This is a genomic window from Pseudomonas sp. p99-361, assembly GCF_003935475.1.
In the GTDB taxonomy this organism is placed as follows: domain Bacteria; phylum Pseudomonadota; class Gammaproteobacteria; order Pseudomonadales; family Pseudomonadaceae; genus Aquipseudomonas; species Aquipseudomonas juntendi.
The window spans coordinates 12,252-27,721 of record NZ_RHQO01000023.1; the positions used below are offsets into that span (position 1 = coordinate 12,252).

At 64.8% G+C, this 15,470-nt stretch carries 11 protein-coding genes; 7 read left to right on the forward strand and 4 right to left on the reverse strand.

Annotated elements, in window-relative coordinates; translation table 11 throughout:
• Positions 1 to 33 precede the first annotated feature (33 nt).
• On the reverse strand, positions 34 to 1,008 hold the full coding sequence (locus EGJ22_RS12600) for a GlxA family transcriptional regulator (protein WP_009681632.1): 975 nt from the start codon (positions 1,006 to 1,008) through the stop codon (positions 34 to 36).
• A 180-nt stretch (positions 1,009 to 1,188) separates the two neighbouring features.
• On the opposite strand from EGJ22_RS12600, the gene EGJ22_RS12605 reads away from it, so the two are divergent.
• Both EGJ22_RS12605 and ycaC read left to right on the forward strand, forming a co-directional pair.
• Positions 1,189 to 1,551, forward strand: coding sequence for an AraC family transcriptional regulator (locus EGJ22_RS12605; protein ID WP_029887800.1), 363 nt, complete (start codon positions 1,189 to 1,191; stop codon positions 1,549 to 1,551).
• 72 nt (positions 1,552 to 1,623) lie between these two features.
• Positions 1,624 to 2,247, forward strand: a complete 624-nt coding sequence (gene ycaC / locus EGJ22_RS12610) for an isochorismate family cysteine hydrolase YcaC (protein ID WP_125920277.1) — start codon at positions 1,624 to 1,626, stop codon at positions 2,245 to 2,247.
• Positions 2,248 to 2,338: 91 nt separating this feature from the next.
• On the opposite strand, the gene EGJ22_RS12615 is transcribed toward ycaC, so the two are convergent.
• Positions 2,339 to 7,387, reverse strand: a complete 5,049-nt coding sequence (locus EGJ22_RS12615) for an ATP-binding sensor histidine kinase (RefSeq protein WP_029887801.1) — start codon at positions 7,385 to 7,387, stop codon at positions 2,339 to 2,341.
• A 241-nt stretch (positions 7,388 to 7,628) separates the two neighbouring features.
• On the opposite strand from EGJ22_RS12615, the gene EGJ22_RS12620 reads away from it, so the two are divergent.
• Positions 7,629 to 8,621, forward strand: coding sequence for a response regulator (locus EGJ22_RS12620; protein ID WP_029887802.1), 993 nt, complete (start codon positions 7,629 to 7,631; stop codon positions 8,619 to 8,621).
• Positions 8,618 to 8,986: a response regulator gene (locus EGJ22_RS12625; protein WP_009681637.1), complete on the forward strand. Its 369-nt coding sequence runs from the start codon at positions 8,618 to 8,620 to the stop codon at positions 8,984 to 8,986. The genes EGJ22_RS12620 and EGJ22_RS12625 overlap by 4 nt, the downstream gene beginning before the upstream one ends.
• 45 nt (positions 8,987 to 9,031) lie before the next feature.
• Here EGJ22_RS12625 and EGJ22_RS12630 read toward each other — a convergent pair whose 3' ends face one another.
• Positions 9,032 to 10,522 (reverse strand): YifB family Mg chelatase-like AAA ATPase, encoded by a 1,491-nt coding sequence (locus tag EGJ22_RS12630; protein ID WP_125920278.1) that lies wholly within the window; start codon positions 10,520 to 10,522, stop codon positions 9,032 to 9,034.
• A 257-nt stretch (positions 10,523 to 10,779) separates the two neighbouring features.
• On the opposite strand from EGJ22_RS12630, the gene EGJ22_RS12635 reads away from it, so the two are divergent.
• A complete protein-coding gene (locus tag EGJ22_RS12635) occupies positions 10,780 to 12,792 on the forward strand; it encodes a DUF4034 domain-containing protein (protein ID WP_033745189.1) in 2,013 nt (670 codons plus the stop codon).
• Between the two features lie 23 nt (positions 12,793 to 12,815).
• Here EGJ22_RS12635 and EGJ22_RS12640 read toward each other — a convergent pair whose 3' ends face one another.
• Positions 12,816 to 13,082, reverse strand: a complete 267-nt coding sequence (locus tag EGJ22_RS12640; RefSeq protein ID WP_009681642.1) for an accessory factor UbiK family protein — start codon at positions 13,080 to 13,082, stop codon at positions 12,816 to 12,818.
• A 384-nt stretch (positions 13,083 to 13,466) separates the two neighbouring features.
• Here EGJ22_RS12640 and glnK point away from each other — a divergent pair, with 384 nt between their 5' ends.
• Complete coding sequence (glnK, locus tag EGJ22_RS12645) at positions 13,467 to 13,805, forward strand: P-II family nitrogen regulator (RefSeq protein WP_002555808.1); 339 nt, start codon at positions 13,467 to 13,469, stop codon at positions 13,803 to 13,805.
• Positions 13,806 to 13,851: 46 nt separating this feature from the next.
• The gene (locus tag EGJ22_RS12650; protein WP_029887805.1) at positions 13,852 to 15,183 is read left to right on the forward strand and encodes an ammonium transporter; all 1,332 of its coding nucleotides are present in this window, start codon (positions 13,852 to 13,854) and stop codon (positions 15,181 to 15,183) included.
• Positions 15,184 to 15,470 lie beyond the last annotated feature (287 nt).

The window sequence follows — 15,470 nt, forward strand, 5'->3', positions numbered from 1 at the left end:
CCGCGAAGCGGCCCGCACAGGAAACACACTGACTCAGGCCCCACCAAACTGTGCCCGATACTGCGCCGGCGTCATGCCAATCCGTTCGCAGAACACCTTGCGCATGTGCCGGTCACTGCCAAACCCGCACTGCGCCGCCACCACCTTCAATGGCAGGTCGCCGCATTCGAGCAACTGGCGGGCGCGGTCGATGCGCGCATTCTGCAGGTATTGCAGTGGCGTAATCCCCACCTCGCGCTGAAACGTGCGGGCAAAGTTGCGCCCGCTCATGGCCACCAGGTCGGCCATTTTCTGCACGGTGAAGGCCTGCTCGATATGATCGACGATGTATGCCTGCACCCTCGCCACTGGCGAGTCGTCGCGTGGCACTGCCGCCAGCAGCGGCCCATACGGCGTTTGCCCTCCTTGCCGGTGGCGCGCCACCAGCAGCACCTTGGCCACTTCCAGGGCCAGTGCCTTGCCGTGGTCTTCGGCGATAACTGCCAGTGCCAGGTCAATGCCCGCCGTGATGCCGCCAGACGTGATCAGGCAGCGATCGATGACATAGATCTGCTCGGTTTCCACCTTGGCCGCGGGAAACGCCTGCGCCAGGCGCTCCACGTAGTTCCAGTGGGTGGTGCAACGGTAGCCGTCCAGCAGCCCGGCCCGGCCCAGCAAAAATACCCCGGTACAAATCGCCCCGAACCGCTTGGCACTGCGCACGGCCTGGGGTAGCCAGCGCTCGAGCACTGGCAGCGCGATGTTGTAGGCGCCAGGGCCACCGGGCACCAGCAGCAGATCCACGGCGGCAGGCAGGTCTTCCAGGCGTAGGTCGGCCACCACCTTCAGCCCGCACGAGCCACGCACCGCCGCCTGCCCCTCGGCCAGGGTGAGCAACTGGTAGCGCCGCTCGGCCGGCAGGAAACGGTTGGCGATGGCGAATGCATCCATAGGCCCCGTCACGTCCAGCAACAGCACATCGTTGAACAGCACCATGGCTACGGTGCGGTGGGCGGTTTTTTCCTGCATTGCTTTTCTACCTTGAATCCTGGGTGCGGCTGACGGCCTGTAACTGAATATGAAACGCATCTTATGGTAGCGGCAAACCCGCCAGGGCCAGCACCGCACAATTAAGAACAATTCAGCTTTGGCTCAGGACTTTGTCATGTGCCGGGGGTGAGACTTTCCCTACTGAACAGGAGAGTCGCCATGCACGACGGGACGCCTCAAATGCCGCTGCAACCCCCTGGGGCCCTGACGCCTGCGCGGTTGCGCCTGGCCAAGGAACTGATGCTGCGCAGCTCGCTGTCGATCATCGAGATCGCCGGCCTGTGCAACCTCACACGCAGCCATTTCTCCCGAGCTTTCAAGGTCAATACCGGGCTTTCGCCCCAGGCCTGGCGCCTGCTGGCACGCATGGAAAAGGCCAAGCGCCTGCTTGCCACCGAGGCGCCCATTACCCACGTGAGCCTGGAATGCGGGTTCTGTGACCAAGCCCACTTCACCCGTGCCTTCAGCCGCCTGGTCGGCCAGCCGCCGAATGCGTGGCGCCAGGCCCAGGCCTATTCTTAAGCCGGAGCTATTCACGGGTATAGCCCCCTGCGGGTAGTACCGCGCCGCTTTTCCAACCGAGGAGTCACCCCCATGAGCCAACCCGATTACAAGCGCCTGAACAAAGACGACGCCGTGGTACTGCTGGTGGACCACCAGACCGGCCTGATCTCGCTGGTGCAGGACTTCGCCCCCAACGAGTTCAAGAACAACGTGCTGGCCCTGGGTGACCTGGCCAAGTTCTTCGGCCTGCCGACCATCCTCACCACCAGTTTCGAGCAAGGCCCGAACGGCCCGCTGGTGCCGGAGCTCAAGGCCATGTTCCCGGACGCGCCCTACATTGCCCGCCCAGGCCAGATCAATGCCTGGGACAACGAGGATTTCGTCAAGGCGATCAAGGCGACCGGGCGCAAGCAACTGATCATTGCCGGCGTGGTCACCGACGTGTGCGTGGCCTTCCCGACCCTGTCGGCGCTGGCGGAAGGTTTCGAGGTGTTCGTGGTCACCGATGCCTCGGGCACCTTCAACCCAACCGTGCAGCAGGCAGCGTGGGTGCGCATGACCCAGGCGGGCGCGCAGATGATGAACTGGTTCTCGGTGGCCTGTGAGCTGCACCGCGACTGGCGCAACGACATCGAAGGGCTGGGCCTGCTGTCGCAGCGCATACCCAACTATCGCAACCTGATGAACAGCTATGCGGCGCTGACGTCGCGCTGATTCAGCCCTGAACCGGCCTTGCAGCGGGTACACCCGTTCCTGCCGCGTGGTATGCGCAGGTGCGGGTGCACCGTGAACAGGCCGGCACAGGCTAGAGGTCACTGACCGGCAGGGTGAAGCGAATCCGGCAGCCGCCCAGCTCCGACACCAGCGCCTGCAACTGGCCGCCGTGGGCCTGCACCACCGAATTGCAGATCGCCAGCCCCATGCCCATGCCGCTGCCCTTGGTGGTGTAGAACGCATCGAACACGCGCTCGCGTTCTTCAACCGCAATGCCCGGCCCGTTGTCGTCCACACAGATCTCTACCTGCCCCGCAACTACCGCCGAGGCAATGCGCAGCACGCCATCGGCACGGTACCCCGCCAGTGCCTCCAGGCCATTGGTGATCAGGTTGAACATCAGCTGTTGCAACTGCACCGGGTCGGCCACCACGCTGACCCCCGCGTGCAAGTGGGTTTGCACCTGCACTGCACCCTTGGCGGCATCGGTCGAGGTCAGGCGCACCACCTCGCGGATCACCGCGTCCAGCTTCACCGCCTGGCGCTGCAGCGGTGCCTGCTTGGCCAGCGAGCGCAACGCCCGCAGGATGTTGGCAGCACGCTCGCTGTCGTTGCGGATGTCCTCCAGCCCGGCCATCGCTTCTTCCAGGTCGGGCTTTGCACGCTTCAGCCAGCGCAGGCTGGCGGCGGCATTGGCAGCGATACCCAGCAACGGCTGGCTTATTTCGTGGGCAATCGAGGCCGACAGTTCGTTCATGACTTGCAGGTGGGCAGTGCGCGCAAGCTCTGCGCGAGAATGACGCCGTTCCGCCTCTATCTGCGCCCGGCTCTGGTTGTCTTCGGCCAGGCGCGTGTAGAACTTGGCCGTTTGCAGTGACACCGCGGCCTGCGCCGCCAGGATCTCCAGCATGGCCAGGCGCTGGCTGCCGAACAGGCCGGGTACCAGGCGGTTTTCCAAGTACACCAGGCCGATCAGCACCCCCTGGATCACCAGGGGCAGGCACAGTACCGAGCGGGCGCCACGTGCCTGCAGGTCCTGGCGAAAGGCTTCGGGGCAATCGCTTTGCGCATCACTCAGCACCAGCGGCTTGCGCGTACGCATGGTGGTGTTGATGACCGACAACGGCGCCTGGGTCATGAATTTCTGGCAATTGTCCATGTTCACGTGCAGCCCGGCATCGTCGATGTAGGCGAGGGCGGCCATCTGGAATTCGGCACCGCTGACGATCAGCAGCGCACCGTGGTCGGCGCCGGAGTGCTCGGTCAGGTGGCCCATCAGGGTTTCGATCAGGCCTTCCAGCAGCACCTCCTCGGACAGCGCTCGCGCCGCTTCGATACCGGCCTCAAGGTCCAGCCTGGCCTGCTGCGTGGCACGCTGGGTTTCCTGGATCGGCTGGGTGCGCAGGAACGGATGCAGGGTCTCGAGTTGCTGCACCTTGCCGGTTGCGCCCCAGATGTGGAAACAATCGCGAGCGACGCGCAGGTGCAGGTTGGCACCGGAAATCAGGCCGCTGGGGATGCACACTTCCGCCAGTTGCTCATGGGCCAGCGCCTGTTCGTGGATGAAGCCGGCAGCGGTGGCGGCGATCTGGGCCTGGTCGAAGCAACGAATGGCGGCCAACCCGTCGCCCTCCAGCTTGGCGATCACCCCTTCGATCAGCAGCAATTTGTTGCGGAACGTGGCCGGGTTGAAGCCTGCCCAGTGAGCGAAGCGCTCACGCAATGCCTGTAGTGCGTGCAGCTTGTCGGCAAGGCGGCCGGGGGCCTCCGGGCTGCCCAGGAGCAAGCCACGGAACAGGTGATAGTCGGCCAGGTTGATGTGGGCCGGCGCGGCCCAGGCGTAGTCGCCGGCCCGCGCCAGGTTGGCCATGGCCTGCGTATGGTTGCCCAGGTAGAAGGCGCTCATGCCGGCGAACAGGTACTCGAAGAACCGTGTAATGGGCGAGTTCGAGGGTGCGGTTGCGGTCGTGCCGGTGGTGCCGCTGAGGGCGGCGACGAACGCTTGCTGGGCCAGCAGGGTCTGCGCCACCTCCAGGTAGCCATGCCGGCGCGCAGTGGCCAGGCCCTGGGCGACTTCCTCGGCCACTTCCGGCAGGTAGCGGCCCATGATCAGCGAGTCGGAAACCAAGTGGTTGCAGGCATGGCAGCTCATGGCCAGGTCGCCGCTCAGGTGCGCCGAATCGACGGCCTCCACGGCGGTGCGGCGGGCCAGCTCCATGGGCGACGTCCAGGCACTGAGCTGGTCCAGAGCGAGCAGCGCGCTGCTCAGGTCGGCCTCCAGGCCGTGGCGCTCGATCAGCTTGAGCGCCGCCAGGCAGCAACCATGGCCATCGTGATAAGCACCAAAACGCTCGGCGCACATCACCCCGTACCAGGCCAGGCCGTAGGTGCTCCCTGGCGCCACGCCATGCAGCAACGCCAGCTCCGTGAGCTTGGCCAGGTGCAGGAAACACAGGTCGTCCTGCACCAGGAAGGATGACGACAGGGTCGCCAGCAAACCCACTGCCAGTACCACCTCTTGCGAGTCGGTGCGTGGCAGCGACTCCAGGCAGTGGAGGCCTTTCTGCTCGATCAGGCTTTGCACACGGGCATGGCTGGCTTGCACCTGGTGTGGGTCAAGGCCTGGCGCGAGTTCGATACCCAGCATCCGCAGGCCGCCAAGCGCGCTGGCGATGGCAGCCTGGCAGTTACCCTGCAAGGTCTCCAGGCGTGCCTGCAACTGGCACACCCTGGCCCGCTCCAGCGTCGAGCCGGCACGCTGGCGGCATTCAGCCAGGCGGGCCTGGGCGGCGACCGTGCGCGACAGTTGCAAGTCGCACTCCGTTGCCATGCTGGCAATGGCAAAGCCAAGCGTGGCGCGGCTTTCCAGCGTACTGCAGGCTTCGAGCAGCTGTTGTGCCGTGTGCAGGTAGCCGGCGGCCTGCTCATAGGCGCGGCTGTCACGCGCCCGCTGTGCCGCTTCGTACGTAAGCTGCAGGAAGGTTGCGCAGTCATTTGCGGCAAACCCGCACGGGCTGGCGCGTTGCAGCTGATGGGCAATCTCGAACAGCAGCGCCTGCAAGCGGTCTGGCCAAGCCCCGAGCATGGCCAGGGCAATGCGCGCATGCAGCGCTTCGCGCTCGTGCCCTGGCGTGAGTTGATACGCCGCTTCCTGCACGCGGTCATGCACGAAGCCCAGGCCGCTCTGGCTCGACAGCAGGAAGCCCGCGGCAATCAGGGCCTGCACCGCAGTGCCTGGCGCCCGCCCCAGCACCCGCTGCAATACGCCATTGTCGCAGCGGCTGCCTGCGGCGCTGGCGATGCGCAGTACGTCGCGCTGTGGCGCGGGCAGGCGCGCCAGGCGGTGGATCATCAGCTCGGCGACATTGTCGGCGTAACGGTGCCGGGCCACGGCCTGTGGGCACCACGACCAACGCATGGCCTGGGTATCGAAGAAGAACAACTGGTCTTCGACCATGGCGCGCAGGATCTGGTGGATGAAGAACGGGTTGCCTGCGGTCTTCTCATGTACCTGTGCAGCCAGTGCCAAGGCGGCTTCGGCATCCACGTGGTAGCGCTCGGCGATCAACTCGGCCACCGCGCCAACGGCCAGCGGGCGCAGGTTCAGGGTGGTGCTGCGCAGTGTGTGGGGGACGCTGGCCGGGCCTTGGGTAGTGCCGGTGTCGCTGCGTTGGGCAAAGATCAGCAGCAGGTTGCCGGGCGCGTTTGCCAGCAGTTGCGCCAGGAGCTGGCGCGAGGCGTCATCGACCCACTGGAGGTCGTCGATGAACAGCACCAGTGGCAGGCCGGGGCGGCTGAATACTGCAAGGAATTCGACCACGGCCCGCAGCTCCTTCTGCAGCGCCATGGGGGTAAGTTTGCCTGGCAGTGGCGGCAACGCGCCAAGCACTAGCTGCAGGTCTGGCGCCAGCTTGCCCAGCAGCCGGCCGTGGCCTTGGATGCGGCGCAGGATGTCGTGGCGCAGAGCGTCGAGTTCGTGGCTGTCCTTGGCCAGCAACTGGGTGGTCAGGGCGCCGAGGATTTCCACCCAAGGCGCGTAGGGCGCAGCCTGCGACACGCTGTTGCACTTGCCGACCGCCCAGTACCCTTGAGCATTGGCCTTGAGTGCAGCGGCCACCAGGCTCGACTTGCCCATGCCTGCGGCGCCTTGAATATGCAGCACTTGCGGCGTGCTGTCGCGGCGCAACCCCTTGAGCAGCAGCGCAATGGCCTGCTGTTCGGCATCGCGGCCATACAGGCGGCTGCCATGGGCGGCGACCGGGTCGGCGCAACCTGGTTCGAAGGCCGCCATGTGTTTGCTGGCAGCCCATTGCCGGTGGCAGTAGCCCAGGTCCACGGCCAGGGCGTGTGCGCTCTGGTAGCGTGCGTCCGGTTCCTTGGCCAGGGCCTTGGCCAGCACGCTGCTCAGCGGCTGCGGCACGCGGTTGTCGACTTCGCAGGCGGTCTTGGGTTGTACCCCGGCATGCAGCTGACGCCAGTGCTGGGTATCGCGCCCGGTCAGTGGCAATTCACCGAGCAGTAGTTGGTACAGGATCGCCCCCAGGGCATAGATGTCACTGCGCAGGTCGTTGTTGCTGCCGTGCGGGCAGACTTGCTCGGGCGCCAGGTAGGTCCAGTTGCCGAGCGGCATGCCTTGCTCGCCGAGCGGATGCGCAGGTGTTGCACGGAACCCGCCCAGCCGCACCTGCAAGTTGTCCTGCACATGCACATGGGCTGGCTGCAGGGCGCCGTGCAGTACATGGCTTTGGTGGGCCTGGGCCAAGGCAGTGGCGGCGTTCAGCGCAATCTCCAGGAACGGCTCCAGCGCCAACCGGCCTTCGCTGAGCAGGTCGGCGATGGAGTGACCGGCCGGGTACACCAGCAGTGGGCCTTCGGGGGAACGCACGAACGCGCACGGCACCACTGCCCACTGTGGGTCCAGTTTCAGCCGGTAGTCGCGCTCCAGGCGCTGACAGGCGGCGGGCGCTTCGAGCGGTGCTCGCATGGCGAGCCAGGCTTGCCCGCTGGTGGGGTCGCACAGGCGGAAGCAACTGAGCTCGCCATCCTGGCCCAACGCTGTGATGTCGCAGTTGTTGAGCCAGCTTTCGTCGACTGTCTGGTCGTAATCGATGGGCCTGTGAGCAAGGCGTTCATCGCGCATGAAACACCCCCCTGCTGGCGACATCCCGAGATGTGAGTATACGCAGCCAGGCCATGGGGAATGCGGGTTGCAGCCCGCTTGGCAGGAACGGGCACGCTGTTGTCCGTTATCGTCCCCTGGCCTTTTCCGGGCGCTTGTATAGTGCCTTGAACACCCTATCCCTCGGGATAATTGTTCCACCGCATCCGCTGGCCTACGCTGTTCGTGGCTGCGCGAATGCCCGTGCCCGTGCGAGGAAGCCATGATCCGAATAGGCAATGCCCTGGTGTCCCTGGAGCGCCGCGAAGTGTTGCTCGACGGTAAGCCCATGCTGCTGGGCGGGCGCGCGTTCGAGGTGCTGGCCACACTGATCAGGGCCAAGGGCCGGGTGGTCGACAAGGAAGAATTGTTCAGCCAGGTGTGGGCCGGCACCGTGGTCGAGGACAACAACCTGCAGGTCCAAGTGTCGTTGCTGCGCAAGGCATTTGGCGACCGTGGGCTGATTCAGACCGTACCTCGGCGTGGCTACCGGTTGGCGGCCGAAATCAGCTTCGCGGCCCCAGGCCGGGCATTGGGGGCTTTGCCGTTGTGCGCAGGCGCCGACACCCTGGAGCCATCCGGCGAAAGTGCGGATGTGCGAGTGCTGGTGGTTGATGACGACCCATCGGTACGCACGGCGCTCGGCCGGCTGCTGCGCTCGCAGGGCATACCCCATCATCTGTTCGCCAGTGCCGAGGCGCTGTTTGAAGCCCGGCTGGAAACCCCTTACGCCTGCCTGTTGCTCGACATGCACCTGCCCGATATCACCGGCTTGCAAGTGCAGGAAACGCTGCGCCAGCTGGCGCTGCCCTGGCCGGTCGTGTTCATGACCGGCTTTGGCACCATTGCGATGACCGTGCAGGCGATGCGCGCAGGTGCCGTGGAGTTCCTCACCAAGCCTTTTGACGAGGAGCAGTTGCTGGCCCTGCTGGGTACGCTGCGCGTGCGTGCCGTGGCCGAAGGGCGCAAGTGGCGCCATGCCCGGCTCGTGGCGGAAAAGTACCAGCGCCTGACCCCGCGTGAGCGCCAAGTGTTCTCGCTGGTGGTCGACGGCCTGTCGCACAAGCAGATCGCCAGGCAGATCGGCACCAGTGAGGTGACCACCAAGGTGCACAAGAAGAGCATCATGAACAAGATGCAGTCGCGCTCATTGGTGGAGTTGGTGGCCATGCACAACGTGCTCGGCACACAGCAGGAGGGCATGGGCGGCGCATGAGCAGATGGGTATGCATCGTCGATGACGATGCTTCGGTGCGCAAGAGCCTGGCCAACCTGCTGCGTTCAGCCGGGTTCGAGACCCTGACCTTCGCCGGCGGTGCCCCGTTCCTGGCGTCTGAACGGGCAGGGCAGGCCGGTTGCGTGCTGCTCGATCTGAAGATGCCCGGCATGAGCGGGCTGCACGTGCAGCGTGAGCTGGCGCTTCGGCAATGGCCGATAGTGGTGATCTGCATGTCGGCGCATTGGGATGATGCCGCAATGCACGCGGCGACGCGGCTGGGGGCGCTGGAGTGCCTGGGCAAGCCGTTTTCTGAAGAGGTATTGCTGGCGGTGGTTGAACGGGCATTGGCTGGCCGCCAGTAAACCAAGGGGTGGTGCAGGCCCTTGCCTGCAAGGCCACTGCGCAACCTAACTGCTCCCCGGCCGATACTGCAGGGCCTCGGCCAGATGCGCCCGGCCAATGGTCTCGCACCCCTCCAGGTCCGCCAGCGTTCGCGCTACCTTCAACAACCGGTGTGCCGCGCGCAGCGATAACGTCAGCCGCTCGCAGGCATTTTCAAGCCAGACCTGGTCGGCGGCTTTCAAGGCACAATGCCGGCGTAAACCTTCGAGATCGAGGAAGGCATTCGCGCAGGCCTGACGCCCGTGTTGCAGCGCTCGGGCCTGTGCCACTTTCACAGCCACAGCGGCACTGGTTTCACCGCTAGGCTGGTTGTTCAGCGTGGTGCTTTCGCGGGCCACGGTCAGGTGCAGGTCGATGCGGTCCAGCAGTGGCCCGGACAGTTTGTTGCGGTAGCGGGCGATCTGCTCGGTGCTGCAGCGGCAACGGCCGGTTGGGTCGCCGAGATAGCCGCACGGGCAGGGGTTCATGGCCGCCACCAGCTGAAAGCGCGCGGGAAAGCGTACCTTGTCGCGGGCCCGGGCAATCACGATTTCACCGGACTCCAATGGCTCGCGTAACACCTCCAGCACGCGGCGCTCGAATTCCGGTAGCTCGTCAAGGAACAGCACACCGTGGTGGGCGAGGGTGATTTCGCCAGGTTGCGGCCGGCTGCTGCCCCCCACCAGTGCCGGGCCAGAGGCGGAGTGGTGCGGGTGGCGAAAGGGGCGCTGCGGCCAGTTGCTCAGCGGTGCATGGCCGCTGACCGACTGGATCGCCGCCACTTCCAGCGCCTCGTGCTCGTCCAGCGGCGGCAGCAGCCCGGGCAGCCGGCTGGCGAGCAAGGTCTTGCCGGTGCCGGGCGGGCCGGTGAACAACAGGTTGTGCGCCCCGGCGGCTGCCAGCAGCAAGGCGCGCTTGGCTGCCAGTTGCCCTTGCACCTCGCTCAGGTCCGGGTACGGCCGTTGCTGCAGGATAAAACCTTTGGCCGCATAGGGCGCCAGGGGCACCTGGCCGTTGAGGTGGGCAACCAGCTCCAGCAAGTGCCCCACGGCATACACCGCCAGGCCGCTGGCCAGGCTTGCCTCCTCGGCGTTTTCCCGTGGCACCACCAGCGCCCGGCCTGCTTCGCGGGCCGCCAGTGCCGCCGGCAATACCCCCTGCACCGGGCGCAACGTGCCAGACAGTGCCAGTTCGCCCAGGCATTCAAGCTCGGCAAGGGCCGCGGTTGGCAGTTGACCGTCGGCGGCGAGGATGCCCAAGGCAATGGCCAGGTCGTAGCGCCCGCCATCCTTGGGCAGGTCGGCGGGGGCCAGGTTCTGGGTGATGCGCCGTTGTGGGTAGTTCAACCCGGAATTGACGATGGCGCTGCGTACCCGGTCTTTGCTTTCCTTGACGGTGGTTTCCGGTAGGCCGACCAGGGTGAGGTGCGGCAAGCCATTGGTCAGGTGCGTTTCGACGCTGACCGCCGGTGCCTGTACGCCCACCTGGGCGCGGCTATGGACGAGGGCTAGGGACATGGACGCTCCGTTGTCGCGGGTGAAGGCCGCTTCCTGCGGTAGCGCACAGGATAGCCAGCGCTCCTACTGCCGGCGCAAGAAGTGTGCGTCGTGGTTTTTCCGGGCAGGGATTTATCGCGGATTTTTACACCTCTGAGCAAAAGGTGGATCCAATATTCTTTGCGCAGGGGCCGGGTATGGCTTAGTGTTGTTGGGCAACTGCAGTTGCTATGGAATGGCACTGTCCCTTCTTCCAAATGGACTTGAGGAATTGCTCCGTGCAAACGCTCACCCACACTCACCAGGTAATCCGCGAACTGGTGCAGGCCCGCGCATTCGTTGAACTTACCCGTTTTTTCGACCGCCTCGAGGCGCAGTGGTATCAGGCGCCGCCCGGCGAGTTTCCGGCCTACCTGGCGGCCCTGGAAGGCCACATGTTCGCCGACCTCGACAACCAGGGCGACAAAGCCCCGAGCCAGGTGCTCAAAGCCTGGGTCGATGCCTGCCCCAAGGCTTACCACCCGCACGTGGTAATGGGCATGCACTGCTTCCACCGCGCTTGCCGGGTACAGGCTGATGGCCAACCCAACGCTGCGCGTGTGCTGGCCGTAGGGCAGATATGCGAAACCGCGACTGCGCACCTGCTGCAGGCCCTGGAGCGTTCGGCGCAACCGCTGGCAGCGGCCATCGGCATGCTGCGCGTCAGTGCGCAGTTGCGCGAGCCTGGCTGGTTGGCCGAGTTGTTCAACGGGCGGCCTGCGCGCTATCGGCCCAGTGCCCATGCCGACGTGGAGGTGCAGGAAGCCGCCGCGCCGCTGTTGGTCAGGCATGGGGTGCAACCGCTGGCGGAACTGCCAAGCAGCTTGCCCGCCTGCCTGGCCAAGCGGACCTACCAGGACACCCAGGACCCGCGTTACTACTGGCTCCGCCACGCACTGGACCTGCGCCCCGGTTGCTTCGAAGCCATCCAGGCCCTGGCTATCTACCGGTTGCCGCGGTCGGGCGCCGGTGCCGATGCGCTTGAACTGTTGGCCAGCGGCCCGTTGTGCGCCAGTTGGGACGAGCGCCTGCGTAACGCCTTGCGCTGGATGGCCGTCGAAGAACAGCTACTGTTGCCGGCTGCCGACCAGTTGCAGGCCGTGGCCACCTGGCAGCAGTTGTTCGACGCCTGGGCACAGCGCCCGCTGAGGCCAAGGGAGCGCGCAGTACTGCTGGCCTGGCGGGGGGCGTTGCGCTGTACTGCATTGCACGATCAGGCCGGCGCGATTGGCGACTTTGCCGCAAGCCTGGCATGCAATGCCGATCATGGAGCGATCGGGGCCATGGGCGAGCCGTTCCGTTGCCTGGCCGAGCTGATACTGCGCGACGGCCTGGCGGATGAGCAGCAGTTGCTGCGCCGCGCCCTCGTGCGCCTGTGCGACGGGCGCTGCCATGCGGGCGCCTGTGCCTTGCGCGCCGCAGGGCACTGCTTTGGTCTGTGGGGGCTGCCACGCTCGGCCGAGCAGGCCCGGGCATGGTCGCAGCGGGCGGTGAAACGCCAGCTGGCAGGCCATGCGCCGGGGTTCACGGTGCTTGCGGCGGCGCGCCTGCTGTTGGCTGCCAAACGCCATGAAGTGGCCGTCTACCTGTATGAGCGTTGTGCCGAACTGAACCTGCCGGGGGCAGCCCTTGGCTTGTATGACTTGTACTGTGGTGGCCAGGCGAATACCCCGCAGGAGTACATTGATCGCCAGGCCGCTGAACATTGGCTACGGCGCGCAGTGGCAGCGGGCAGCCGCCGGGCCAAATACAAGCTGGCGTGCCTGCGCATGAAGGGTGGCGAGGACCTCAGCGAGCGCAGCGCCATGCTGGCCGTCAGGCACCTGCTGGTGGACGCGCTGGGCGATGCCCAAACCAATGCCCGCGCGCGTTTGCATCTGGGCATCCTGTTGCGCCAGTTCGGCAACTCTCGGGAGCGGGCCGAGGCTGTGGCGTACCTGTTGAGCCTGGTCGAGCACCCTGACCTGGGAGTTGCCGCACGCGCCAGTGTCGAGCTGGGGCTGGCCTGGATGCAGGGGCGCGGCACCCGCAAGCAAAGCCGCTTTGCCGCCATCGAATGGGCCAACCGTGCGGCCAGCTTGCAGCCGGCAGACGCCACCATCGCGCGTATCCAGGCCCAGATACTCAACTCGCACAACCGGGTGAAAACACTGTTCACCCAATGTGGTGCAGCGCTGTTGCGCGGCACCCTGCATGCCAGTGAGCTACCGCCCAGGCCGCCTAAGCTGAACGCCCTGCGGGTTTCCGCCTGACGTGTGGCAGCAGCAGGGCTGGTTCAGTCCTGCTGGGCAGTAGGGGCCAGCCGCGCTTCCAGCTCTGCTACCTGTTGCTCCAGGGCCTCAAGGCGTGCACGGGTGCGCGCCAGCACGACCATCTGGCTGTCGAATTCGTCACGGCTGACCAGGTCCAGTTTGCTGAACGCCCCTTGCATCAGCACTTTGAACTGGCTTTCCAGTTCGGCGCGAGGCTGTGCGGTATCGCTGCTGAACAGGCGCGAGGCCTGGTCGCTCAGGGCATCGAGAAGGGCTTTGGGCGCGAGCATGGGGCTTTCCATTGAAACCGAGAAATGGCCAGCAGTGTAGCACGCACGCACATGGGCCTTTCTTTCACAGACGCTCGCGCGGTATTGCACGTTTTTCGAGCAGCAGCCCCCGCCTGCGCGCACCGAAACTGTGCATGATCTGCATGCTGGCGACTGGCCAATCCTGACTAAATCACATAACTCGCTGTTTTTCGTGGCTTTGGCGGAACTGGCAAGGTTTCTGCAAAGACCAGTTCGAGCCATGCACTGATGCAGTTCCTTGTGACCAGGCAGTGCGCACGCGGAGCCGGATGCCGACGACGCGTTACAAAGCTAACCGCTGCGCTTAGACTTGAGACGGGTTTGTTTTCCTGGGGCAAGTCCACCAAATCGGGAGAGAGTTTCATGAAGCTAGTCACAGCCATCATCAAGCCGTTCAAGCTGGACGACGTGCGCGAGTCACTGTCGGAAATCGGCGTGCAGGGTATCACCGTCACCGAAGTCAAAGGTTTCGGTCGCCAGAAGGGCCACACCGAGCTGTACCGCGGTGCTGAGTATGTGGTCGATTTCCTGCCCAAGGTGAAGATCGATGTCGCCATCGATGACAAGGACCTTGATCGGGTAATCGAAGCCATCACCAAGGCAGCCAACACCGGCAAGATCGGTGACGGCAAGATTTTCGTGGTGAATCTGGAGCAGGCGATCCGTATCCGTACCGGCGAAACCGATACCGACGCGATCTAAGCAACAACAAAGCCTCACCAAACCCAAAGCCCCAGGAGAAAACAACATGACTCTGCGTAAGATCGCAGGGCTAGGAGCCCTATTGTCCCTCGTAACCCCCGGGCTCGCCCTGGCAGAGGAAGCTGCCCCAGCGCTGAACTCCGGCGACACCGCCTGGATGCTGACCGCGACGGCGCTGGTGCTGTTCATGACCATTCCGGGCCTGGCCCTGTTCTATGGCGGCATGGTGCGTTCCAAGAACGTGCTGTCGGTGATGATGCAGTGCTTTGCAATCACCGGCCTGATGAGCATTCTCTGGGTCGTCTACGGCTATAGCATGGCCTTCGATACCGCCGGTATGGAAAAAGGCGTACTCAATTTCAATTCGTTCGTTGGCGGCTTCTCCAAGGCCTTCCTCAGCGGTGTCACGCCCGAGAGCCTGACTTCGGCCACTGCGCTGTTCCCTGAAGCGGTGTTCATCACCTTCCAGATGACCTTCGCCATCATCACCCCGGCGCTGATCGTCGGTGCCTTCGCCGAGCGCATGAAGTTCTCCGCGATGCTGGTGTTCATGGGTATCTGGTTCACCCTGGTATACGCGCCAATCGCGCACATGGTGTGGAGCGGTGACGGTGCACTGATGTGGGACTGGGGCGTACTGGACTTCGCTGGCGGCACCGTGGTGCACATCAACGCAGGTATCGCCGGCCTGGTCTGCTGCCTGGTACTGGGCAAGCGCAAAGGCTACCCGACCACCCCGATGGCGCCCCACAATCTGGGCTACACCCTGATGGGCGCGGCCATGCTGTGGATCGGCTGGTTCGGCTTCAACGCAGGTTCTGCTGCAGCGGCCAACGGCACCGCCGGCATGGCCATGCTGGTGACCCAGATCGCCACCGCCGCTGCGGCACTGGGCTGGATGTTCGCCGAGTGGATCGGCCACGGCAAGCCGAGCGCCCTGGGCATCGCTTCGGGTGTGGTTGCCGGCCTGGTCGCCATCACCCCGGCCGCGGGTACCGTGGGCCCCATGGGTGCCCTGGTAATCGGCCTGGCTTCGGGTGTGATCTGCTACTTCTGCGCCACCACCCTCAAGCGCAAGCTGGGCTATGACGACTCGCTGGACGCCTTCGGTGTTCACGGTGTGGGCGGCATCATCGGTGCCATCCTCACCGGCGTGTTCGCAGCCCCGGCACTGGGCGGCTTCGGTACTGTCACCGACATTGGCATGCAGGTCTGGGTACAGGCCAAAGGCGTGATCTTTACCGTGGTCTACACCGCCATCGTCACCTACGTGATTCTCAAGGTGCTGGACCTGGTGATGGGCCTGCGGGTCAACGAAGAAGAAGAGTCGGTCGGTCTCGACCTGGCTCAGCACAACGAGCGCGGCTACAACCTGTAACTGCGACGCGGTAAAAACTTGCCCGGCTTGCCGGGCATTTTTTTGCCAGATTTTTAACATTTCCCGCTCGGCAAACGGTTTATTCGGCACGTTCGCGACGTAGGCAAAAAACTTACAAGTCGTAGGGCATTTATGGTGCTTTGCTTTTTCTACCGGCGCGCTAGAATGCGCGCCGAAGGGTGTTTGACGAGCAGTCCGCGCACTTCAACCAGCCTTTGCTAGGCTTGCCAATAGCGAGTGGCCAGCAGGGGCTAATGGATTTGTCAGGTTCTGCCAGGAGCAGGGCC